Origin of the sequence: Sinorhizobium chiapasense, assembly GCF_036488675.1 — a bacterium.
Taxonomy (GTDB): Bacteria; Pseudomonadota; Alphaproteobacteria; order Rhizobiales; family Rhizobiaceae; genus Sinorhizobium; species Sinorhizobium chiapasense.
On record NZ_CP133148.1, the window covers coordinates 1,362,044 to 1,382,999 of the forward strand.

The 20,956-nt window shown below is 60.3% G+C and carries 23 protein-coding genes; 17 read left to right on the forward strand and 6 right to left on the reverse strand.

Translation table 11 applies throughout. The annotated features are described in order from the left end of the window. Window positions 1–294 precede the first annotated feature (294 nt). Window positions 295–1,485 (forward strand): cystathionine beta-lyase, encoded by a 1,191-nt coding sequence (locus tag RB548_RS06590; protein ID WP_331374171.1) that lies wholly within the window; start codon window positions 295–297, stop codon window positions 1,483–1,485. A gap of 4 nt (window positions 1,486–1,489) precedes the next feature. Here the strand turns inward: RB548_RS06590 and RB548_RS06595 are convergent, their stop codons facing one another. Next, window positions 1,490–2,662, reverse strand: a complete 1,173-nt coding sequence (locus RB548_RS06595; protein ID WP_331374172.1) for an FAD-dependent monooxygenase — start codon at window positions 2,660–2,662, stop codon at window positions 1,490–1,492. 28 nt (window positions 2,663–2,690) lie between these two features. Beyond that, on the reverse strand, window positions 2,691–2,936 hold the full coding sequence (locus RB548_RS06600) for a zinc-finger domain-containing protein (RefSeq protein ID WP_180940950.1): 246 nt from the start codon (window positions 2,934–2,936) through the stop codon (window positions 2,691–2,693). A gap of 182 nt (window positions 2,937–3,118) precedes the next feature. On the opposite strand from RB548_RS06600, the gene RB548_RS06605 reads away from it, so the two are divergent. The 8 genes from RB548_RS06605 to RB548_RS06640 all read left to right on the forward strand — a co-directional run bounded on the left by RB548_RS06605 (window position 3,119) and on the right by RB548_RS06640 (window position 10,197). Next, window positions 3,119–3,904: an alpha/beta fold hydrolase gene (locus tag RB548_RS06605; protein WP_331374173.1), complete on the forward strand. Its 786-nt coding sequence runs from the start codon at window positions 3,119–3,121 to the stop codon at window positions 3,902–3,904. A gap of 103 nt (window positions 3,905–4,007) precedes the next feature. Continuing rightward, window positions 4,008–4,835, forward strand: a complete 828-nt coding sequence (gene cysE, locus RB548_RS06610) for a serine O-acetyltransferase (protein ID WP_283964354.1) — start codon at window positions 4,008–4,010, stop codon at window positions 4,833–4,835. Between the two features lie 239 nt (window positions 4,836–5,074). Further along, window positions 5,075–5,278: a DUF3126 family protein gene (locus tag RB548_RS06615; protein WP_034854672.1), complete on the forward strand. Its 204-nt coding sequence runs from the start codon at window positions 5,075–5,077 to the stop codon at window positions 5,276–5,278. A 228-nt stretch (window positions 5,279–5,506) separates the two neighbouring features. Further along, entirely contained in the window at window positions 5,507–5,860 is a 354-nt protein-coding gene (locus tag RB548_RS06620; protein WP_331374174.1) for a phasin family protein, read from the forward strand. 238 nt (window positions 5,861–6,098) lie between these two features. Continuing rightward, window positions 6,099–6,452 (forward strand): ATP-dependent Clp protease adapter ClpS, encoded by a 354-nt coding sequence (clpS, locus tag RB548_RS06625; RefSeq protein WP_331374175.1) that lies wholly within the window; start codon window positions 6,099–6,101, stop codon window positions 6,450–6,452. Window positions 6,453–6,461: 9 nt separating this feature from the next. Continuing rightward, window positions 6,462–8,972, forward strand: a complete 2,511-nt coding sequence (gene clpA, locus RB548_RS06630) for an ATP-dependent Clp protease ATP-binding subunit ClpA (RefSeq protein ID WP_331374176.1) — start codon at window positions 6,462–6,464, stop codon at window positions 8,970–8,972. Window positions 8,973–9,118: 146 nt separating this feature from the next. Then, window positions 9,119–9,856 (forward strand): AzlC family ABC transporter permease, encoded by a 738-nt coding sequence (locus RB548_RS06635; RefSeq protein ID WP_331374177.1) that lies wholly within the window; start codon window positions 9,119–9,121, stop codon window positions 9,854–9,856. Continuing rightward, complete coding sequence (locus RB548_RS06640; protein ID WP_331374178.1) at window positions 9,853–10,197, forward strand: AzlD domain-containing protein; 345 nt, start codon at window positions 9,853–9,855, stop codon at window positions 10,195–10,197. Before RB548_RS06635 ends, RB548_RS06640 begins: the two co-directional genes overlap by 4 nt. A gap of 15 nt (window positions 10,198–10,212) precedes the next feature. Here RB548_RS06640 and RB548_RS06645 read toward each other — a convergent pair whose 3' ends face one another. From RB548_RS06645 to RB548_RS06660, 4 genes are all read right to left on the reverse strand, one after another. Continuing rightward, on the reverse strand, window positions 10,213–10,632 hold the full coding sequence (locus tag RB548_RS06645) for an HIT family protein (protein ID WP_331374179.1): 420 nt from the start codon (window positions 10,630–10,632) through the stop codon (window positions 10,213–10,215). Window positions 10,633–10,798: 166 nt separating this feature from the next. After that, window positions 10,799–11,977: a GNAT family N-acetyltransferase gene (locus tag RB548_RS06650; protein WP_331374180.1), complete on the reverse strand. Its 1,179-nt coding sequence runs from the start codon at window positions 11,975–11,977 to the stop codon at window positions 10,799–10,801. 4 nt (window positions 11,978–11,981) lie between these two features. Beyond that, window positions 11,982–12,707: a glycerophosphodiester phosphodiesterase gene (locus tag RB548_RS06655; RefSeq protein ID WP_331374181.1), complete on the reverse strand. Its 726-nt coding sequence runs from the start codon at window positions 12,705–12,707 to the stop codon at window positions 11,982–11,984. A gap of 13 nt (window positions 12,708–12,720) precedes the next feature. Further along, window positions 12,721–13,188, reverse strand: coding sequence for a RidA family protein (locus tag RB548_RS06660; RefSeq protein WP_331374182.1), 468 nt, complete (start codon window positions 13,186–13,188; stop codon window positions 12,721–12,723). A 145-nt stretch (window positions 13,189–13,333) separates the two neighbouring features. Between RB548_RS06660 and RB548_RS06665 the strand changes: the two genes are divergently transcribed. The 8 genes from RB548_RS06665 (at window position 13,334) to rseP (ending at window position 20,776) form a co-directional block, all read left to right on the forward strand. Next, complete coding sequence (locus RB548_RS06665; protein WP_331374183.1) at window positions 13,334–14,161, forward strand: cell envelope integrity EipB family protein; 828 nt, start codon at window positions 13,334–13,336, stop codon at window positions 14,159–14,161. A gap of 182 nt (window positions 14,162–14,343) precedes the next feature. Further along, on the forward strand, window positions 14,344–15,111 hold the full coding sequence (gene rpsB, locus RB548_RS06670; protein WP_283965003.1) for a 30S ribosomal protein S2: 768 nt from the start codon (window positions 14,344–14,346) through the stop codon (window positions 15,109–15,111). Between the two features lie 343 nt (window positions 15,112–15,454). Beyond that, window positions 15,455–16,378 carry a translation elongation factor Ts gene (gene tsf, locus RB548_RS06675; protein WP_331374184.1) on the forward strand — a complete coding sequence of 308 codons (924 nt, stop codon included), beginning with the start codon at window positions 15,455–15,457 and terminating at the stop codon, window positions 16,376–16,378. A gap of 192 nt (window positions 16,379–16,570) precedes the next feature. Beyond that, a complete protein-coding gene (pyrH, locus tag RB548_RS06680) occupies window positions 16,571–17,293 on the forward strand; it encodes a UMP kinase (protein WP_331374185.1) in 723 nt (240 codons plus the stop codon). Between the two features lie 49 nt (window positions 17,294–17,342). Continuing rightward, window positions 17,343–17,903, forward strand: coding sequence for a ribosome recycling factor (gene frr, locus RB548_RS06685; protein WP_331374186.1), 561 nt, complete (start codon window positions 17,343–17,345; stop codon window positions 17,901–17,903). A 37-nt stretch (window positions 17,904–17,940) separates the two neighbouring features. Continuing rightward, a complete protein-coding gene (locus RB548_RS06690) occupies window positions 17,941–18,684 on the forward strand; it encodes an isoprenyl transferase (protein WP_331374187.1) in 744 nt (247 codons plus the stop codon). Then, a complete protein-coding gene (locus RB548_RS06695) occupies window positions 18,684–19,517 on the forward strand; it encodes a phosphatidate cytidylyltransferase (RefSeq protein WP_331374188.1) in 834 nt (277 codons plus the stop codon). The genes RB548_RS06690 and RB548_RS06695 overlap by 1 nt, the downstream gene beginning before the upstream one ends. Before the next feature lie 134 nt (window positions 19,518–19,651). Then, the gene (gene rseP / locus RB548_RS06700; protein ID WP_331374189.1) at window positions 19,652–20,776 is read left to right on the forward strand and encodes an RIP metalloprotease RseP; all 1,125 of its coding nucleotides are present in this window, start codon (window positions 19,652–19,654) and stop codon (window positions 20,774–20,776) included. Window positions 20,777–20,956 lie beyond the last annotated feature (180 nt).

A 20,956-nucleotide genomic window follows, 5' to 3' on the forward strand; every position in this document is an offset into this window, starting at 1 on the left:
GCGCGCTCCGTAGGCGCGTGCAGCCTCCGCCACCCTCCTGGCGTGAGTGCAATCTATCTCATGCTCAAAATCCACAAGGGTCAAGAGATGTTGCCGATTTTCTGATTTTGCATGTGAAAAACCCGAACTTCGCCAGAAGTTTAGGCAGTTTCTTGCCAGAAAATCGTTTTCTTTGAACAAAAAACGGCCAGTCCGGCATTTTGCAGAGACCTCGCCGTTCACAGGAATTTTCCCTTGACCCGGCGGGTGCCGCGTTCGATGAGTTAGCGTCGAATTTAAACAGCGGATTTTTCAATGGCAGACAAGATCAGCGCGCTCAAGGAATCGGGCATCAACACCCGTCTGGCGCACACTGGCAACAACCCCTCGGACTTCCACGGTTTCGTCAACCCGCCGGTGGTGCACGCTTCCACCGTGCTGTTTCCGAACGCCAGGACCATGGAAAGCCGGGCGCAGAAATATACTTACGGAACGCGCGGCACGCCGACGACCGATGCGCTTTGCGAGGCGATCAATGAGCTCGAGGGCGCTGCCGGAACGATTCTCGTGCCCTCGGGCCTGGCGGCGGTCACGGTACCGTTCCTGACCTATCTGTCGGCCGGGGACCACGCGCTCATCGTTGATTCGGTCTATTTCCCGACGCGGCATTTCTGCGACACGATGCTGAAGCGCCTCGGCGTCACCGTCGAATACTACGATCCGATGATCGGTGCCGGCATTGAAAGCCTGATCCGGCCGAACACGCGCCTGGTGCATACCGAGGCGCCAGGCTCGAATACGTTCGAAATGCAGGACATCCGCGCGATCGCAGCCGCGGCGCACCGCCACGGATGCGTCGTGACGATGGACAATACCTGGGCGACGCCGGTTTATTTCCGCCCGCTCGATCATGGCGTCGATGTTTCGATCCATGCGGCCACGAAATATCCGTCTGGCCATTCGGACGTGCTGTTCGGAACCGTGTCGGCCAACGTCGCCCATTGGCCGGCGCTGACCGAGGCGATGGTCACGCTCGGCGTTTGCGTATCGCCGGACGACAGCTACCAGATTCTCAGAGGCCTGCGCACGATGGGGATTCGCCTGGAACGGCATCAGGCGAGTGCGCTGGCGATCGCAGAGTGGCTGGAGAGCCGCGACGAGGTTGCGCGCGTGCTGCATCCGGCGCTGCCGAGCTTTCCGGGTTACGACCTCTGGAAGCGCGACTTCGGCGGGGCGAGCGGGATCTTCTCCTTCGTGCTGAAGGCCGACAGCCCCGAATTGTTCCGTGCCAAGGCCCATGCCTTCCTGGATGCGCTGTCGCTCTTCGGCCTCGGCTACTCCTGGGGCGGCTTCGAAAGCCTCGCCGTTCACGTCAACCTGTCCGACCGCAAGGTGGCGAAGGCTCCGTCGGAAGGGCCGGTGATCCGATTGCAGATCGGGCTGGAAGACGTTCCGGATATCCGTCGCGACATCGAAGCAGGCTTCGCTGCCGCCAACGCTGTCTAACAGTTCAGCGTTCCGGGGCACCGTAGCCGTAAAGCCAGTCGAAGTCGGCGGCGAGCGATTCGGGCCCCTTGAGCGCGAGGACCAGATCACGGCCGAGACGGACCGGCCCCCGGGCGTGATAGGCGAACCGGTTGAAGGCGGCCCGCTTTCGCACGCGATCGATCCGCGACCTTCGCGCGCGATCAAATCCGGCAAATGCGGAGGGGACATCCTGGCTTTCGGCGAGGCAGCGCGCGAGTTCCCGGGCATCCTCGATCGCCATCGCGGCGCCCTGGGCGGCAAATGGCGTCATCGCATGGGCTGCGTCGCCGATGAGGATGGTTCTCGTCCCGTCGTGCCATGCACCGTCCCCGACGGTGCACAAGGGCCAGTAGCTCGCTGCGGTCGCGTTCGTGAGCAGCGCGCGCAGCTTGGGATGCCAGCCGTCGAAGGCTGCTGCAAGCTCACGCCGTCTCTCCTCGGAATCCTTGCCGATCCACACGCTGTCGCCTGCCTTGCCCTCGACGATCGCCACCAGGTTGAAGGCGCCGACTTCCTTGATCGGATAGGCGACGAGATGCGCATTCGCGCCGAGAAAGGCGGTGACACGGTCCTCAGACAGAGGCGCGGTCACCTCCGCGCGCGGCACCATCAGGCGCCAGGCGATGTTGCCCGAGAACTGTACGGGGCCGGCGCCGGCGATGGACGTTCTTGTGCGTGACCAGATCCCATCGGCGCCGACGATTACCGACGGGCGTCGTGCCATCGCGCGATCGATTGCCGCTTCCGGGTCGCTCTCGATCCGGAATCCGAGGTGAACGCGGCAGCGTGGTTCGGCTGCAACTGCGTCCAATAGGATCTTTTGCAGGCTGGCGCGGTGCAGGACACCATAGGGAGCCGCCCAGCGGTTGCGGGCGAAGGAGGCGGCCGGCACGCTTGCGAGCGAGCGCAGCGAACGGCCGTCGAGAAGTGCGACCGAATCCGGCTCGCTCCAGACAGCTTCAAGGGCAGGGAGCAGGCCGAGATCGATCAGAACACGTGACGCGTTCGGCGACAATTGCAGCCCGGCGCCCACCTCTTTCAAGGAGTCGGCCTGTTCGAATATTTCCGTCTCGAAACCCTGCCGGGCGAGACAGAGAGCCGCCGTCAGGCCGGCGATACCGGCCCCGACAATCGCGACCGGACCAGCGTGTTGCATCGATCTCGTACCGCTAAGCTGCGACGACTTAGGCCGCCTTGCTGGTGAAGAGGCATCCCGGAGGGTTTGTCTCCGTTGCCTTCAGCGAAGGGTTGTAGCGATAGAGCGTCGAACAATAGGAGCAGACCTTCTCGTTGTCGTCGCCCATGTCGATGAAGATGTGGGGGTGGTCGAAGGGAACGGATGCGCCCGTGCACATGAATTCCTTGACGCCGATTTCGATCGCCTGGTGTCCGCCGTCATTCTGAAAATGGGGGATGCTGTGGCCGGCCATGTCATGCTCCGCTGAATGCAAGTCTTTGGATTATAAATTTGGCGGCACCATAGTGAGCTTTGCCGCAAATGTGTAGCGGCAAACATGCCGCGCCTGTGGGTTTTTGAAGGCCCGGGGGTTTCAAGCGACGGCGTTACAACCTAGTTTGCGCCAAAAACAGAACACCCTTCAGGAAATGAAACATGGATCTGACCCCGCCGCCATTTACGCGCTTCGTGCATGAGGGACTGGAGATCGCCTTTTTCGACGAAGGCGACCCATCGGGAGATCCCATCCTGCTCATTCACGGTTTCGCTTCGAGCGCCAATGTCAACTGGGTGTATCCGGGTTGGTTGAAGACGCTGGGCGATGCCGGCTACCGGGTTATCGCGCTGGACAATCGCGGCCATGGAAAGAGCAGCAAGCCTTACGATCCTTCGCTCTACCATCCGCAACAGATGGCAGGGGACGCTGCGGCACTTCTTGCGCATCTCGGGATCGGCGAAGCGCATGTCATGGGCTATTCGATGGGCGCGCGCATTTCGGCATTCCTGGCGCTGGCACATCCCGATCGCGTGCGCTCGCTTGTGTTTGGCGGCCTCGGTATAGGCATGGTGACCGGGGTCGGAGACTGGGACCCTATCGCCGACGCGCTGCTTGCGCCGTCGCTGGAGAGCGTGACGCATCCGCGCGGACGAATGTTTCGCGCTTTTGCCGATCAGACCAAGAGCGATCGCCAGGCGCTAGCGGCTTGCATTTCCACCTCGCGCGATCTTCTGTCGCCCGAAGATGTGGCCCGCATCGACGTGCCGGTACTGATCGGTGTCGGTACGAAGGACGAGATTGCCGGATCGGCGCAGGAACTTGCAGCGCTTATGCCGAAGGCAAAGGCGCTCGACATTCCTGGGCGCGACCATATGCTGGCGGTCGGCGACCGGGTGTTCAAGAACGCCGTGCTCGAATTCCTTGGCGAGGTTGGGCGAGCGTAAAGCCGTTCCACGACTCGTGGCTGAAATGTGGCGCACCCATTTATGTCGACCGGGAATTACCCTATATTCGAATAATTGATCGATCATGAAAGGGAGAGCGACTATGGTCGCCAAGACCGAACTGCGCCATACGGAATCGTTCAAGGCGATAGACCCCATCTGGGACAGCCTGCGCGAGGAAGCCCGCGTCGCTGCCGAGCGGGATCCGATGTTGGCAGCGTTCTTGTATTCGACCGTTGTCAATCAGCACTCCCTCGAAGAGGCTGTGATTTACCGGATCTGCGAACGGCTGGATCATCCGGACCTGCAGGCAAATCTGCTCCACCAGACCTTTTCCGAAATGCTGGAGGACTGGCCTGAATGGGGCACGATCCTTCGCGTCGACATCCAGGCCGTCTATGATCGTGATCCGGCGTGCACGCGGTTCATCGAACCCGTGCTCTATTTCAAGGGATTCCACGCAATCCAGACGCATCGCCTTGCCCACTGGCTGTGGAAGCGCGGACGGAAGGATTTCGCGTTGTATCTGCAGAGCCGTTCCTCGAGCGTTTATCAGACCGACATCAACCCTGCCGCCCGAATCGGGCGCGGCATCTTCCTTGATCACGCAACCGGGCTGGTGGTCGGTGAAACGGCAACCATCGGTGACAATGTGTCGATCCTGCATGGGGTGACACTCGGCGGCACCGGCAAGGAGGGCAGCGATCGCCATCCCAAGATCGGTGACGGCGTGTTGATTGGCGCGGGCGCAAAGATACTCGGCAACATCCACATCGGGCATTGCTCGCGCGTTGCGGCTGGCTCAGTGGTCCTGAAGCCGGTACCTCCAAAGACAACTGTGGCAGGCGTTCCGGCAAAGGTCGTCGGCGAGGCTGGATGTTCCGAGCCGTCGCGCCAGATGGACCAGATCCTGGCCAGTTTCGACATCTGAGCGCCGGCGCTGCCGCGCCTCGCAAATTCCGGCGACCGGATGCGATTAGGCGGCATGACGACCGTGCGGGCGGTTTTCCGCCCGCGTCGAGTTCGCGCTTTGCAGAAAATCGGACAGAAATTCAAAACGATAAGATGACTTCGCTAATCTGAAGGGGACGTCCGGCACTCAAGTGGGTTTACACTTGGTAATTCCGCATGCGAGAAGCGCCGCAAATCAAACATCTACGGAGAGAAGATTTGAAGCCCGAAGAGATCCGAAAGCTTGAAGCCTATTTCAAGCGCACCTTCAACCAGTCGATGGTCGTCAAGGCGCGGCCGAAGAAGGACGAGTCCGCGGAGGTCTATCTCGGCGACGAATTTCTCGGTGTCGTTTTCCGTGACGAAGAGGATGGGGAGCTTTCGTACAATTTCTCGATGGCAATTCTCGACATCGATCTGTGAGATTAAGATTATCCGTCGATCTTTCGACCCGGTTCTGAGCGATCAGGCCGGGTTTTTCATTAAAAGTCATATTAATGCGCCCGCGCGAAAAAAAATCGCAGGATTAGCTGCGGATTTTCATCAAGTCGTTGCAAGAACAGTGTTTTATTGCGTTGCACACAGAACTTGACTTTTTGTGCACCGCACATAGACTGACAAGCAGTTAAGCCGTCTAAAGGAGACACCCCGATGTTTAACTTCGACGATGCCAACAAGAAAAGCAAAGAAGCTATTGATGTCGCTGTCAAAAGCTATTCGGCCCTGACCAAGGGTTTCCAGGCCATTGCGACGGAAGCAGCGGACTATTCGAAGAAGTCCTTCGAAGACGGAATTGCCCATTTCGAAAAGCTTACCAATGCCAAGAGCATGGAAGCTGCTTTCGAGCTTCAAACCAATTATGTGAAGGCAAGCTACGAAGGCTTTGTGGCAGAGGCAACGAAGATCGGCGAGATGTATGCCGATCTCGCCAAGGATGCCTATAAGCCTTACGAGGCGCCGGTCGCCAAGGCGACCGCAGCAGTCAAGTCTGCCGCCGCGGCCTGACGACAAGGACCATCGCCATCGCAAGAGGGCCGGTCGCGGTTGCCGCGGCCGGCCTTCTTGCGTTTCGAAATACTGCCGCTTGTGACCGAAGAAAGTTGATCAATCTTGTGTTTCGCCGTGCGAATATGATTGCAGTGCGTTGGTTCGGCCTTAAAATTCAGAAACGAACCATTAGATAAGGACAAGCATGCCGCAGCCACGTTCGTTGGAAGCGCGGCTGTACGAGGAATGAACAAGAATGATCGCCATGCCGGTCCGGATGCAGCAGGGAAGCGAAGGAGACGGAGGCGGCGCCAGTCGTGGCACCTCCGTTATCACGCGCACCAAGCAGAAGACCAAAAAGCCGAGTTTGTATCGCGTTCTGCTTTTGAATGACGATTACACGCCGATGGAATTCGTCATCCATATTCTGGAGCGCTTCTTCCAGAAGGATCGGGAAGAAGCGACCCGCATCATGCTCCACGTCCACAACCACGGTGTGGGAGAGTGCGGCGTCTTCACCTACGAAGTCGCCGAAACCAAGGTGACGCAGGTGATGGATTTCGCCAGGCAGCACCAGCATCCGTTGCAATGCGTCATGGAAAAGAAATGAGGAACTAACGTGCCAACATTTTCGCCCAGCCTCGAAAAGGCGCTGCATCAGGCACTGACTTTTGCCAACGAGCGCCACCATGAATATGCGACGCTCGAGCACCTGCTACTGGCATTGATCGACGATGCCGATGCGGCTGCGGTGATGGGCGCGTGCAACGTAAATCTCGAAGCGCTTCGCAAGACCGTGACGGACTATGTCGACAACGAACTGTCGAATCTTGTCACAGGCTATGACGAAGACTCCAAGCCGACCGCCGGCTTTCAACGCGTGATCCAGCGTGCGGTCATCCACGTGCAATCCTCCGGCAGGGAGGAAGTGACGGGCGCCAACGTGCTGGTGGCGATCTTCGCCGAGCGCGAAAGCCACGCCGCCTATTTCCTCCAGGAGCAGGAGATGACCCGCTACGACGCGGTCAATTTCATTTCCCATGGCATCGGCAAGCGACCGGGGAGCTCCGAATCGCGGCCGGTGCGCGGCGCCGAAGATCAGGACTCCGAGCAGAAGGCGCCCCGCGAAAGCGATGAGGCCGGTCCGAAGAAACAACAGGACGCGCTGACCGCCTACTGCGTGAACCTCAACGAGAAGGCGAAGTCCGGAAAGATCGATCCGCTGATCGGCCGGCATGCCGAGGTCAATCGCACGATCCAGGTGCTTTGCCGTAGGTCCAAGAACAACCCGCTCTATGTCGGCGACCCTGGCGTCGGCAAGACGGCGATTGCCGAGGGCCTTGCCAAGCGCATCGTCGAAAAGAAGGTGCCCGAGGCGCTCGAGGACGCCACGATCTTCTCGCTCGACATGGGAACGCTGCTTGCTGGAACGCGCTACCGCGGTGACTTCGAGGAGCGCCTGAAGCAGGTCGTGAAGGAACTTGAGGACTATCCGGGCGCCGTGCTCTTCATCGACGAGATCCACACCGTGATCGGCGCCGGCGCCACGTCGGGCGGCGCGATGGATGCGTCCAACCTTCTGAAGCCGGCGCTCTCCACGGGGGCGATCCGCTGCATCGGTTCGACGACCTACAAGGAATACCGCCAGTTCTTCGAGAAGGATCGCGCACTTGTGCGCCGGTTCCAGAAGATCGACGTCAACGAGCCGACGATTGCCGACGCGATCGAGATCATGAGGGGGCTGAAGCCGTATTTCGAGGACTATCATCACCTCAAATACTCGAACGACGCCATCAAGGCGGCGGTCGAGCTTTCCGCCCGCTACATCAACGATCGGAAACTGCCGGATAAAGCGATCGACGTGATCGACGAGTCCGGTGCCGCCCAGATGCTGCTCCCCGCTGGCAAGCGTCGCAAGCTGATCACCGAGAAGGAGATCGAGGCGACGATCGCGACGATGGCGCGCATTCCGCCGAAGACCGTTTCCAAGGACGATGAAGCCGTTCTCGCCAACCTCGAGAAGGAGCTGAGGTCCGTGGTCTATGGCCAGGACCTGGCGATCGAGGCGCTCGCCTCGTCGATCAAGCTGGCGCGTGCCGGCCTTCGGGAACCGAACAAGCCGATCGGCTGCTATGTCTTCTCCGGCCCGACCGGTGTCGGCAAGACCGAAGTGGCCAAGCAACTGGCGGCGTCGCTCGGTGTCGAGCTTCTGCGTTTCGACATGTCGGAATACATGGAGCGGCACACGGTGTCGCGGCTGCTCGGGGCACCTCCCGGCTATGTCGGCTTCGACCAGGGCGGTCTCCTGACCGACGGCGTCGACCAGCATCCGCACTGCGTGCTGCTGCTCGATGAGATCGAGAAGGCGCATCCGGATCTGTTCAACATCCTCCTGCAGGTAATGGACCATGGTTCGCTGACCGATCACAACGGCAAGAAGATCGACTTCCGCAACGTCATCCTGATTATGACGACCAATGCGGGCGCCTCCGATATGGCACGGCCGGCGATCGGCTTTGGCTCGTCGAAGCGTGAGGGCGAGGACATCGAGGCGCTGAACAGGCTGTTTACGCCGGAATTCCGCAACCGATTGGATGCGGTCATTCCGTTCAGCTCGCTGCCGACGCCGGTCATCCACCAGGTCGTGCAGAAGTTCGTCATGCAGCTCGAGACGCAGCTTGCCGAACGCAACGTGACCTTCGACCTCGCGCCGGACGCCATCGCCTGGCTCGCCGAGAAGGGATACGACGAAAAGATGGGCGCTCGGCCGCTGGCTCGCGTCATCCAGGAAAACATCAAGAAGCCGCTCGCCGACGAAATCCTCTTCGGCAAGCTGAAGAAGGGTGGCGTCGTCAAGGTGACGATCGGCACGAAGGAGGACGGCAGCAAGGGGCTGATCCTTGATGCGGTGCCGGAAACGGCACCCATCAAGCCGAAGGCTGAAGTCTCGCGTCCGGCAGGCAAGGGGGCCAAGCCCAAGAAGGGCGACGAGAAGGAAACCGTTGCCGCCGACAGCGAGCCGAAGACAAAGGCAAAGAAGGGTGCGGCGAAGGCATCCTCCAAGGACAGCAAAGCCGGCGCGGCTCCGCTGAAGGGGCGGACGGTTCCCAAGGTACCGCGCAAGAAGTAACGCCATTGCCATTGAACCAGACAGTGCCGGGTGAAGCTCACCCGGCACTGTCGCGTTTTACAGTCATTCGAAGTGCTACAGCGACCCTTGTCCGTTTGATCGGATGCGCGGCGTTGTAGGTGAGTAAGCGTCGCTTGCAGGTATTCATGGAACGCGTTGAAGACGATCGATCATCTCTTGCCTGGTTCCTGACCGGCGCACGCGGCATTTTCAGCATGCCTGCCATCATCCTGATGCTTTCCTTTGTCGGGTTTTGCTCGCTGACTGCACAGGCCGGCATCCCGCCCGAGCAGGTGGTGTTCATGACGGGTATTGTCTGGGCACTGCCGGCAAAAGTTATCCTCGTCAGTTCGATCCTCAGCGGCGCGAGCCTCGCCACGGCGTTTCTCGCAGTGACGCTCTCGTCGGTGCGGCTTATGCCGATGGTCGCGGCCCTCGTCCCGGAACTGCGCACGCCGAAGACGCCGACATGGCTGCTGCTCGTGTTGTCGCATTTCATCGCGATCACAGCGTGGGTGTTTGCGATGGAGCACGTACAGCAGGTGCCGCGTGCGCACCGGGCAACCTTCTTCGCTGGCTTCGGGATCACGCTCGTCGCTGCAAACATGACGCTGGTGGCGGTCGTCTATAGTCTCGTTGCGGACTTCCCTCCGATCATTGCCGGTTGCCTCTTCTTTCTGACGCCGGTCTATTTCCTCACTTCGATCTGGAGTTCGGCGCGTCACCGGGTGGTCTATCTGGCGCTTGTCGTCGGCCTCGTTGCGGGACCGCTTTTCTATTGGCTGCTGCCGGAGTTCGACATCCTGCTCGCAGGCGTCGGCGGCGGAACGCTGGCCTGGTTCGTCGAACGGCGCTGGCGCTTGCGACGAGAGGCGGGCGCATGACGTGGCTGGAGGGTTGGTGGGCCTATATCTTCATTGCGATTGCAGGCTGGCTCGCGACCGATGTTTGGCGATGGCTAGGCGTGCTCGCCGGCAAGCGGCTCCGCGAGGATTCCGAGGCGTTGAACTGGGTGAGGGCGGTGGCGACGGCGCTGGTCGCGGCGGTGATCGCGAAGCTTGTCCTCTACCCGACCGGCGTGCTGGAGCAGTCACCTCTGTGGCTGCGCCTGGGGGCCGTGGTGCTTGGCGCAATTGCGTTTTTCCTCGCCCGTCAAAAGCCGGCGGTCGGCATCGCAACGGCAATCGCGACACTCGCCGCCGGACTCTGGTGGCTGGGGTTTTAGGCCGCTTCTCCCGCCTCAGAGAGCCTGTCGAATCTTTTCCGCGTTCGCCGCAAGCACCGCACCGTCTTCCATACTGCCGGAATGCGGCTTCAGCGGAATGCCGTGGCGGCGCGGGATGACATGGAAGTGCAGATGGAAGACCGATTGGCCGGCGGGCGCTTCGTTGAACTGCATGATTGTCACGCCGTCGGCGTCAAAGGCTTCCTTGGCCGCAATGGCAATCTTTTGAACCGTACCGATCAGCGAGGGCAGCGTTGATGCGTCGGCGTCGAGGATGTTGCGCGAAGGGGTTTTAGGCAGCACCAGGACATGGCCCTCCGCCTGAGGCATCACATCCATGAAGGCGACGGTGGCATCATCTTCGTAGACCTGGTGCGATGGAATTTCGCCCCGCAAGATCTTTGCAAAGATGTTGTTCGTGTCATACGCGCTCATTTTCGTTTCCTCGTATTGTCGCGCCGGCACCGGCCGGGGTCCCGTCAGTCGTCCCAGATCACGATGATTTTGGGTCGAATCGGCCTAAAATCAAAAACGTGATCGATTCTAATAAGTTAGAGCGGGATGTGGGCGGAAAACCGCGCACACTTTTCCTCATCCCGCGCTAGCGCTCACCTTTGCGGAAAGGTCCGTGCTCCGCAAGAAACTCGCTGGTTTCTTCCACATCGCGGCGTTCGCGTTCGAGATAATCGGCGACGGCGCGGGCGAGTCCCGGGTGAGTGATAAAGTGCGCCGAATGCGTGGTGACGGGCATGTAGCCGCGGGCAAGCTTGTGCTCTCCCTGCGCCCCCGCCTCGACGCGCTTCAACCCCTTGGCTATCGCGAAATCGATCGCCTGGTGGTAGCAGACCTCGAAATGCAGGAACGGGTGGTCCTCGATACAGCCCCAGTGCCGGCCGTAGAGTGCGTCACCGCCGATGAAGTTGATGGCGCCGGCGATATAGCGGCCGCCGCGCTTGGCCATGACAAGCAAAATGTCGTCGGCCATCCTTTCACCGATCAGCGAATAGAAGGAGCGAGTGAGATAGGGTCGGCCCCATTTGCGCCCGCCGGTATCCATATAGAAGGCGAAGAACTGGTCCCAGATCGCCTCGGTCAGGTCCCCGCCGGTCAACCAATCGATGGTTATGCCGTTTTCGACGGCTGTCCGGCGTTCCTTTTTCAGCGCCTTGCGCTTTCGGGATGCGAGGGTCTCCAGAAAGTCGTCGTAGGATCCGTAGCCTTCATTGGTGAAATGAAACTGCTGGTCGGTTCGATGAAGGAAGCCCGCCCGCTCGAAGGCCGGCATTTCGTCGGCCGGTACGAAGGTGACATGAGCCGAGGAGACGCCGTGGCGGCGCGCAAGCTCCTTCAGTCCTGCGGCGAGCGCATCGCGAACCGGACGCGGATCGCGCCCCTCTGTCGTAAGCAGGCGCGGTCCGGTGACCGGCGTGAAGGGTACGGAGGATTGCAGCTTCGGATAATAGCGGCCGCCCGCCCGCTCGAAGGCGTCCGCCCACCCATGGTCGAAGACGTATTCGCCCTGGCTGTGGCTTTTCATGTAGCACGCAAGGGCGCCGCGCAGGAAACCATCCGCATCTTCCATCAACAGGTGTTGCCCGAGCCATCCCGTTTCCGCGGTCGCGGAACCTGATTCCTCCAGCGCCGACAGATAAGCGTGCGAGAGGAAGGGATTGTAGGGAACGCTTGTACTCGCCTTCGAAGCACCGGCGAGCCGATTCCAGTTCGCCGGCGAGATCGAGGTGAAAGAGTGTTCTATGCGGATGTTGATGGCGTCTGTCATGACCTTAGGAAATCATGGTTTCCCTTGGATCGAAACCCTCGAACGTCATCTGGTCGGCATGCGCGAAGCTGTACTCCTCTGCCTGCCGATCGCGCACTGTCCAGGTAATGATGGTGCGTCCGAGCGCACGTTCCTTGCTGATAAAGGGGTTCGGCAGATCGCCGTAGAAATAGGAGATGAAATCGAGGCCGAGCTGCATCGCCTCCTCGTGCACGAAGAAGGTTTCCGGATCGCGGCCCCCTGCCGTGAGGCCGAGCGGATAGGGCGCCTCGAGCGCCTTCAGGTCCTTGAGCAGCCAATGATCGAAGCTCATCAGCGCCACGTGGCCCTTATAGCCCTCGAGCGTATCGAGCACCGCGGCTGCAAAGCCTTCGTCGTCGTCCCTTCGCCCCTTGAGTTCGATGATGAGCGGCACGCGACCATCGACGAGGCGGAGCATCTGCGACAGCGTCGGCACCTTGTCCTTGGTGCCGCCGACCGACATCAGCCCCAGTTCCCCCGCCGTCCTTGCCCGGACGTCTCCTTTGATTCCGCAGAGCCGCTCGGTGTTGTCGTCATGAAAGACGACCGGAACACTGTCGGCGGTATATTGCAGGTCGCATTCAATGGCGAACCCTGCTTCGGCGGCGCGGGAAAACGCCGAAAGCGTATTTTCCCAAACCTCCCGGTTCATGTCGTGAAAGCCCCGATGGGCGATCGGTTGGGCCTTGAGCCAGGAAATATCCTTCATGAGATTCCCCGGATCAGGCGATTTCGATGGCGGCATCGATTTCGACGGCCGCGTTGAAGGGCAGGGCAGCCATGCCCACCGCTGCTCGCGCATGTTTGCCGGCTTCGCCGAGCACGGTGGCGAGCAGGTTGGATGCGCCGTTGATGACGAGGTGTTGTTCGGCGAATTCGGGAACGGATGCGACAAAGCCGTTGATCTTCACGAGACGACGAATGCGCCCGAGGTCGCCGGAAAGCGCTGCCTTCGCCTGCGCCAGGATGTTGATCGCGCAGAGTTCTGCAGCACGCTGGGCGGTCGCGACATCGACATCCTTGCCGACATGTCCCGTTATGGCAACGTTGCCGCGTTCCATAGGCAACTGCCCGGAAATATAGAGCATCGAGCCGCTGATGACGTAGGGAACATAGTTCGCTGCAGGTGCTGCGGCCTGGGGCAGGGTGATGCCAAGGTCGGCAAGGCGCGTTTCGATCTCTGCGGACATGGAAGGCTCCGTTGTTGTCTTTTGTGATAAAATCCGGCATGCAAGCTGGATCGGGACAGGCATCATCTTTTTCGTCGCGGATCTGCCTCGCTTCTGCCGACAGTTTGTTTATAGCATTGCCGGCGAGTGCAACAGGAGGAAACGGATGTTTCGTACAGGCTTCGGTCTTGCCAGTTTTGGAAGCGTCTGTCTCGCGGCAATGACGGCCTTGGGCGCCGATGCTGCCGATGCGAGCGCGCTTGCGCCCCACCGCGCCGTTTACGATCTGGAGCTGAAGGATGCGTCCGATCGCTCGGGCATTTCGAGCATGTACGGTCGCATGGTCTATGAATTCAACGGCTCGGCCTGCGAGGGTTACACCGTCAGTTTCAGGTTCATGACCCAGGTCGATACCGGAGAGGAAGTTCGCCTCACGGACCAGCAGACGACCACCTACGAGGATATGCGCAACCGCAACTTCCGCTTTCTGACGCGTTCTTTCACCGACGAGAAGCTCGACAAGGAAGTCCGCGGCAGTGCGCATGAAGACAAGACCGGGGTCAAGGTCGAACTGACGGCACCGGACAAGCGCGAGGTGGCGCTCGCCGAAAGCCGTTTCCCGACCGAGCACATGTTGGAAGTGATCGCTCGGGCGAAGAAGGGTGACGCGTTTTTCGAGTCGCGCATCTTCGACGGGTCCGATACGGGCGACAAGACGCTGATCACTTCGACCTTCGTCGGCAAGCCGCGCAAGCCGGCGCCGGATGACGCCGATGTCGGCAAGGCCGGAAAGCTCGCGGCCGAGAATTACTGGCCAGTGACGATCTCCTACTTCAACGACGACAGGAGCGGAGACGCGCAGCCCATCTACAGCATGTCGTTCAAGCTTTATGAAAACGGAGTCACGCGCGACCTGACGATGGATTATGGAGATTTCGTGCTCAGCGGAAAGCTCGCCAACCTCGAAGTCTTCAACGCGGAAGACTGCAAATAGGAAAGAACCGCACAAAACTGACTTCCAGTCTTGATTTATCGGGCAGTTGCGGTTAAGGGGCTGCCCATTCCACACGTGAGGCATGGGATTTTCCGGGAGAAATCCGGATTGTTCCGCCGGTGGGCGCAGCAATGATGCGCTCGACGCCTTGCGGAGGTTCAACCGGAAAAGGAGACAAAGGCATGGCATTGCCTGATTTTACTATGCGCCAGCTTCTCGAAGCCGGCGTTCACTTCGGCCACCAGACGCATCGCTGGAACCCGAAGATGAAGCCGTACATCTTCGGCGATCGTAACAACGTCCACATCATCGACCTCGCCCAGACCGTTCCGATGCTGTCGCGCGCCCTGCAGGTTGTCAGCGACACCGTCGCCAACGGCGGCCGCGTGCTTTTCGTCGGCACGAAGCGCCAGGCTTCGGAAATCATCGCCGACGCCGCGAAGCGCTCTGCCCAGTACTACGTCAATGCTCGCTGGCTCGGCGGCATGATGACCAACTGGAAGACGATTTCCAACTCGATCCAGCGCCTGCGCAAGCTCGACGACATCCTCGCTTCGGAAGCCTCGGGCTTCACGAAGAAGGAGCGCCTGAACCTCGAGCGTGAGCGCGAGAAGCTGAACCGTGCACTTGGCGGTATCCGCGACATGGGCGGCACGCCGGACCTGATGTTCATCATCGACACCAACAAGGAATCGATCGCGATCGACGAAGCCAAGCGCCTTGGCATTCCGGTCGTTGCCGTCATCGACTCCAACTGTGATCCGGACCAGATCGACTATGCGATCCCGGGCAATGACGACGCATCGCGTGCCATCGCTCTCTATTGCGATCTCATCGCTCGCGCCGCCATCGACGGCATCGCCCGTCAGCAGGGTGCTGCTGGCCGCGATCTCGGTGCATCGGTCGAGGTTCCGGTCGAGCCGGCTCTCGACGAATCGTCCGAGGCCTGATCTGGCCGGACGGTGGCTCTACAGCGCCGCGCGTCCACCAGACGCGCAAAGGACGCTGTAGCACTTTGAATTGCTGCATGTTTTATTCCGAGATCGGGCTAAACACGCAGGGCCGCCGTACCCAATGACATGTCGGATGAGGCCGTTTGTGATGGAAATCTGAACGGCCTCGTTCTTTTCAGCCGGAAATGGCGCGATCGGGCCCGAGAATATCTCGCCCATGCATCATCGCGATGGAGCGTTCATCACGATGTCACATTGAAAAGCCATTCCCTGCCAAAACCTCCTGGCATTGCGCCACTGACAGTGAGCGCGCCAGCCAAACAGACAAAGAGGCAAAAAGATGAGTGTTACTGCCGCAATGGTGAAGGAACTGCGCGAAAAGACCGGCGCAGGCATGATGGATTGCAAGAAGGCGCTTGCTGAAACCAATGGCGACATGGAAGCGGCGATCGACTGGCTGCGCGCCAAGGGCATCGCCAAGGCCGACAAGAAGTCTGGCCGCACGGCTGCCGAAGGCCTCATCGGCATCGCCAGCGCCGGCAACAAGGCCGTAGTCGTCGAGATCAACTCGGAAACGGACTTCGTCGCCCGCAACGACGCCTTCCAGGACCTCGTTCGCGGCGTTGCAGCTGTTGCTGTCGGAACCGACGGATCGGTCGACGCAATCGGCGCTGCCAAGTATCCTGCTACCGGCAAGTCCGTTGCCGATACGATCACCGACGCGATTGCGACGATCGGCGAAAACATGACGCTGCGCCGCGCCGCGCTGCTGTCGGTCGACGATGGCGTCGTCGCGACCTACATCCACAATTCGGTTGCCGACGGCCTCGGCAAGCTCGGTGTACTGGTCGCTCTCAAGTCGACCGGTGACAAGGAAGCCCTGAACGTGATCGGCCGTCAGGTTGCCATGCACGTTGCTGCGACCAACCCTCTGGCGGTTCGCCCGAGCGAAATCGACCCCGCAGTCGCCGAACGCGAGCGCAACGTCTTCATCGAACAGTCGCGCGCTTCGGGCAAGCCGGACAACATCATCGAGAAGATGGTCGAAGGCCGCATGCGCAAGTTCTTCGAGGAAGTCGCCCTTCTCTCGCAGGCTTTCGTCATGAACCCCGACCAGACCGTCGAGGCGGCGATCAAGGACGCGGAAAAGACCGTCGGTGCGCCGATCGAGGTTGCCGGCATCGCGCGTCTGCTGCTCGGCGAAGGCGTTCAGAAGGAAGAGTCCGATTTCGCTGCGGAAGTCGCCGCGGCTGCCAAGGGCTGATTTCTTCACCCTTATTGGGAAAACATGGGGGCATCGCGTGACAACGCGATGCCCTTCGTGTATCCGGCATTCGTCAAAGCGTCGGACCCGCCGGTTTTTTGCCCGAGCGGTCGATACCGCGCAATACAATATATCCCTATGCCGCTGTGCACCCCCTTCCGCACAGGCGTGCCGATCTGTTCAGGAGCGATGATGTCGGCCAAGCCAATCTACAAGCGTGTTCTTCTCAAAGCCTCCGGTGAAGCCTTGATGGGAAGCCAGGGCTTCGGCATCGATGTGGCGGTCGCCGACCGGATCGCATCGGATATCGCCGAAGCGCGCGCCATGGGCGTCGAAGTCGGCGTGGTTGTCGGCGGCGGCAACATCTTCCGTGGCGTCGCAGTCGCCTCGAAGGGGGGCGACCGGGTAACCGGCGACCACATGGGTATGCTGGCGACGGTGATCAATGCGCTCGCCCTGGCGACGTCGCTGCGCAAGCTGGACATCGACACCGTCGTGCTTTCGGCCATCGCAATGCCGGAAATTTGTGAGAGTTTTTCGCAGCGCGCGACCCTATATCATCTCTCGCTTGGCCGCGTGGTCATCTTCGCCGGAGGCACCGGCAATCCGTTCTTCACGACGGATTCCGCCGCAGCGCTTCGCGCAGCGGAGATGGGCGCAGAAGCGATCTTCAAGGGAACGCAGGTTGACGGCATCTACTCGGCCGATCCGAAGAAGGACCCGACGGCTACCCGGTTCGATCGCCTCACGCACAGCGAGGTTCTGGAGAGGGGATTGGCCGTGATGGACGTTGCCGCGGTGGCTCTCGCACGCGAAAATGCCATTCCGATCGTCGTTTTCTCGATCCACGAGAAGGGCGGTTTTGCGGAGATATTGACCGGCGGCGGCCATGCCACCATCGTTACGGACAATTGACAGTTTGAAGGCCTCCGGGCCACTGAAGACAGAACGGGAGTCTTGAACCATGAGTGAAGGTGTGGACCTGAAGGAATTGAAACGCCGCATGGACGGAGCGATCTCCGCATTCAAGCATGACATCGCGTCGCTTCGCACCGGCCGCGCATCGGCCAATGTTCTCGATCCGGTAACCGTCGAAGCCTACGGCTCGCGCATGCCGTTGAACCAGGTGGCCAACATCACGGTTCCGGAGTCGCGGATGCTGTCCGTTTCGGTATGGGACAAATCCATGGTTGGCGCCGTTGAGCGCGCCATCCGGGAATCGAATCTCGGATTGAACCCGATCGTTGACGGCCAGAACCTGCGTATTCCGCTGCCGGAACTGAACGAGGAGCGCCGCAAGTCTCTCGTCAAGGTGGCGCATGACTACGCCGAGAAAAGCAAGGTGGCGGTCCGCCATGTTCGCCGTGACGGCATGGACGACCTGAAAAAAGCCGAAAAGGATGGCGAGATCGGGCAGGATATCCACCGCGCTCAGTCGGAACGCGTACAAAAGATGACCGACGAAACGATTTCCGAGATCGACCGCTTGCTCGCCGATAAGGAAAAGGAAATCATGCAGGTCTGACGCGTCGATGATCTGAGTCTCTTTTTTCGGACCGCCAATGCAAGAGTTCATCCCCGCAAACGTACCGAATCACGTTGCCATCATCATGGACGGCAACGGACGATGGGCGAACGCGCGTGGACTGCCGCGCACGATGGGACATCGAAAAGGCGTTGAAGCCGTGCGGGCCGCGGTAAAGACGGCCGCCGAACTCGGCATTCGCTATTTGACGCTTTTCGCATTCTCGTCGGAAAACTGGAGCAGGCCCGAGGCCGAGGTCACGGACCTCATGGGCCTGCTTAAGGCGTTCATACGACGGGATCTCGCCGATCTGCATCGCGAGAACGTCCGCATCCGCGTCATCGGCGACCGCGCAAATCTCAGGGGTGACATTCTGCCGTTGCTGATCGAGGCAGAGGAAACGACGAGTGCGAACACCGGGATCACCTTGGTGATCGCATTCAACTATGGCGCGAGAGACGAGTTGGCAAGGGCGATGCGCCGTCTAGCGACAGAGGTGGCAGCCGGTCGCCTCCGCCCGGACGAGATCACAGCGGAGACGATCTCCGCAACGATCGACACCGCGGGCATTCCCGATCCGGACCTCATCCTGCGGACGAGCGGCGAAGAACGCCTCTCCAACTTTCTGCTTTGGCAAGGAGCCTATTCGGAATTGCTGTTCATTCCCGAACTTTGGCCGGATTTCACGCGCGAGACATTCCTTGCCGCCATCGAAAAATATGCCAGCCGCGAACGCCGTTTCGGCGGCCTCTCGCAACCGACGCTGGCGGTCGGCTCCTGATGCAGGCTGAACTCAAGCTACGCATCGCCTCCGGGGTAGTGCTTGCGGCGGTCGCCCTTGGTGCGACTTGGGCGGGTGGCCTTGCCTTCCAGCTCCTGTCCGTCGCGATCGGCCTACTGGTCTATTACGAATGGTCGACCATTACCAAGCTCAGTGAGAGCGACTTTCAGGGCAATGCGTTCGGGTGGCTTTCCCAGGCCGTGATCGCAATCCTCGTCCTGTTTGACTATATCCATCTCAGCCTGCCGGTCCTAGCGGCCTGTTCGGTTCTCGCCGGGCTTTGGGTGGTGATCCGCAAGACGAGCTGGTGGCTACCCGGTGGCATCGTCTATGCCGGTTTGACGGCGGTTTCGCTCGCGGCAATCCGCGGCGCCGATTATCTCGGCCTGGTAGCGATGCTTTTCGTGTTCGCAGTCGTTTGGGGGACGGATATCTTCGCTTATTTTACCGGCAGGGCAATCGGTGGACCGAAGCTGGCGCCGGCCATCTCGCCTGGGAAAACCTGGTCGGGAGCGCTGGGCGGGACGACCTGCGGCGTCCTTGCGGGTGTTGTCGTCTTCATGGCTCATTTCTCCCTGCAGGATTTGCGCATTCCGATCATCGCGCTCGTGCTGTCCGTCGCCAGCCAGATCGGGGATCTGTTCGAGTCTTTCATCAAGCGTCGTTTCGGCGTCAAGGATTCGAGCCGGCTTATTCCCGGACATGGCGGGGTCATGGACCGGGTCGACGGATTGATATTCGCCTGTGTCGCCGCGTTGGTTCTGGTGTTGGCGCAGATCCTGTCTGCCGGCGGGCGCGCCGTCGCCTTCGGTTCGGTCCTGTTGGGCCTTTGAGGCCGGTTGTTTAATCCCTTAAGTCGAAATTGGATTGAAGGTAGATTATATAAGGATGCAACATGTGACAGCGGCGGCCGCGCATCTCGAGGACGCGCGCGATGCCGCAGCAGCGGATGCGTTAGGAAATGCCAATGAGCCTTCTGCTTGAAAATCTGCAATACGCTATGCCCACCTTCCTGTTCCTGCTGACCCTCTTGGTGTTCGTTCATGAGCTGGGACACTACCTGGTGGGCCGCTGGTCCGGCATCCGTATTCTCGCCTTTTCCGTCGGCTTCGGACCAGAGCTTTTCGGCTGGACCGATCGTCACGGCACCAGATGGAAATTCTGCGCGATTCCGCTCGGCGGCTATGTGAAATTCTTCGGCGACGACGATGCAGCGAGTACGCCCGACTATCGGCGTCTCGAGTCAATCGCGCCGGAAGATCGGGCGCGCACGTTCCTGGGAGCGAAGCTTTGGAAGAGGGCCGCGACCGTCGCCGCCGGACCAATTGCCAATTTCGTGCTGGCCATTGCAATCTTTGCCGTTCTCTTTTCCGTTTACGGGCGGGCCGTTGCCGATCCGGTCGTGGCCTTGGTCGCGCCGGGGAGCGCGGCAGAGAAGGCAGGCGTAAAGCTGGGTGACAGGCTTGTTTCAATCGACGGAACGCCGATTGTCACCTTTGACGACGTGCGACGTTACGTCAGTGTCCGCCCCGAACTGCCGATCACGGTGCGCGTTGAGCGCGATGGTTCCCCGATCGACCTGCAGATGGTGCCGCAGCGCACCGAATCGGTCGACCCGCTGGGAAACAAGGTGGAAGAGGGCAAGATCGGCATCGGTACCAACCAGGAGGTCGGCAACTTCCGAATCGAGACCTATGGGCCGCTGGAGGCGGTCGGGCAGGGAGCGCTGCAAAGCTGGCGCATTGTCACCGGCACGTTCGACTATCTGTCGAACCTGGTCGTTGGCCGGATGAAGGCCGATCAGGTGGGCGGACCGATCCGCATTGCCCAGATTTCCGGGCAGATGGCCAAGCTTGGCGTTGCCGAAGTGCTGAATTTCGCAGCCGTTCTCTCAGTTTCTATAGGATTGCTTAACCTCATGCCCGTGCCCGTGCTTGATGGCGGCCATCTCATGTTCTATGCGGTGGAGGCGTTGCGCGGCAAACCGGTCGGGCCTGCGGCACAGGACATCGCTTTCCGCATCGGATTTGCGATGGTGCTGATGCTTACGGTCTTTGCGGCGTGGAACGACATCAACTGGCTTTTCGGCTGAAACGGGATCCCGAAGACGTGAGGCGTTGTCTCTGAAACGCCGCGCGTCCAATCAGACTCGCAAAGGACGCTGTAGCACTTTGAATTGCTGCATGTTTCCTCAAATCGGCGACGATCTGAGGAAACATGCAGCAGGCTTTTGGCTCTTCCTGCCTTCCGGGGTCCTTGGGAGGGACGGAAC

What these genes read in the sequence shown, in the direction of transcription:
- RB548_RS06660 (WP_331374182.1), bottom strand. Translation starts at nt 13,188, where the DNA reads ATGTCCGCAGAGATCGAAACGCGCCTTGCCGACCTTGGCATCACCCTG.
- RB548_RS06595 (WP_331374172.1), bottom strand. Translation starts at nt 2,662, where the DNA reads ATGCAACACGCTGGTCCGGTCGCGATTGTCGGGGCCGGTATCGCCGGC.
- frr (WP_331374186.1), top strand. Translation starts at nt 17,343, where the DNA reads ATGAGTGAAGGTGTGGACCTGAAGGAATTGAAACGCCGCATGGACGGA.
- rseP (WP_331374189.1), top strand. Translation starts at nt 19,652, where the DNA reads ATGAGCCTTCTGCTTGAAAATCTGCAATACGCTATGCCCACCTTCCTG.
- tsf (WP_331374184.1), top strand. Translation starts at nt 15,455, where the DNA reads ATGAGTGTTACTGCCGCAATGGTGAAGGAACTGCGCGAAAAGACCGGC.
- RB548_RS06600 (WP_180940950.1), bottom strand. Translation starts at nt 2,936, where the DNA reads ATGGCCGGCCACAGCATCCCCCATTTTCAGAATGACGGCGGACACCAG.
- pyrH (WP_331374185.1), top strand. Translation starts at nt 16,571, where the DNA reads ATGTCGGCCAAGCCAATCTACAAGCGTGTTCTTCTCAAAGCCTCCGGT.
- RB548_RS06655 (WP_331374181.1), bottom strand. Translation starts at nt 12,707, where the DNA reads ATGAAGGATATTTCCTGGCTCAAGGCCCAACCGATCGCCCATCGGGGC.
- clpS (WP_331374175.1), top strand. Translation starts at nt 6,099, where the DNA reads ATGATCGCCATGCCGGTCCGGATGCAGCAGGGAAGCGAAGGAGACGGA.
- RB548_RS06640 (WP_331374178.1), top strand. Translation starts at nt 9,853, where the DNA reads ATGACGTGGCTGGAGGGTTGGTGGGCCTATATCTTCATTGCGATTGCA.
- RB548_RS06650 (WP_331374180.1), bottom strand. Translation starts at nt 11,977, where the DNA reads ATGACAGACGCCATCAACATCCGCATAGAACACTCTTTCACCTCGATC.
- rpsB (WP_283965003.1), top strand. Translation starts at nt 14,344, where the DNA reads ATGGCATTGCCTGATTTTACTATGCGCCAGCTTCTCGAAGCCGGCGTT.
- RB548_RS06665 (WP_331374183.1), top strand. Translation starts at nt 13,334, where the DNA reads ATGTTTCGTACAGGCTTCGGTCTTGCCAGTTTTGGAAGCGTCTGTCTC.
- RB548_RS06590 (WP_331374171.1), top strand. Translation starts at nt 295, where the DNA reads ATGGCAGACAAGATCAGCGCGCTCAAGGAATCGGGCATCAACACCCGT.
- RB548_RS06645 (WP_331374179.1), bottom strand. Translation starts at nt 10,632, where the DNA reads ATGAGCGCGTATGACACGAACAACATCTTTGCAAAGATCTTGCGGGGC.
- RB548_RS06690 (WP_331374187.1), top strand. Translation starts at nt 17,941, where the DNA reads ATGCAAGAGTTCATCCCCGCAAACGTACCGAATCACGTTGCCATCATC.
- RB548_RS06605 (WP_331374173.1), top strand. Translation starts at nt 3,119, where the DNA reads ATGGATCTGACCCCGCCGCCATTTACGCGCTTCGTGCATGAGGGACTG.
- RB548_RS06695 (WP_331374188.1), top strand. Translation starts at nt 18,684, where the DNA reads ATGCAGGCTGAACTCAAGCTACGCATCGCCTCCGGGGTAGTGCTTGCG.
- RB548_RS06635 (WP_331374177.1), top strand. Translation starts at nt 9,119, where the DNA reads ATGGAACGCGTTGAAGACGATCGATCATCTCTTGCCTGGTTCCTGACC.
- RB548_RS06620 (WP_331374174.1), top strand. Translation starts at nt 5,507, where the DNA reads ATGTTTAACTTCGACGATGCCAACAAGAAAAGCAAAGAAGCTATTGAT.
- cysE (WP_283964354.1), top strand. Translation starts at nt 4,008, where the DNA reads ATGGTCGCCAAGACCGAACTGCGCCATACGGAATCGTTCAAGGCGATA.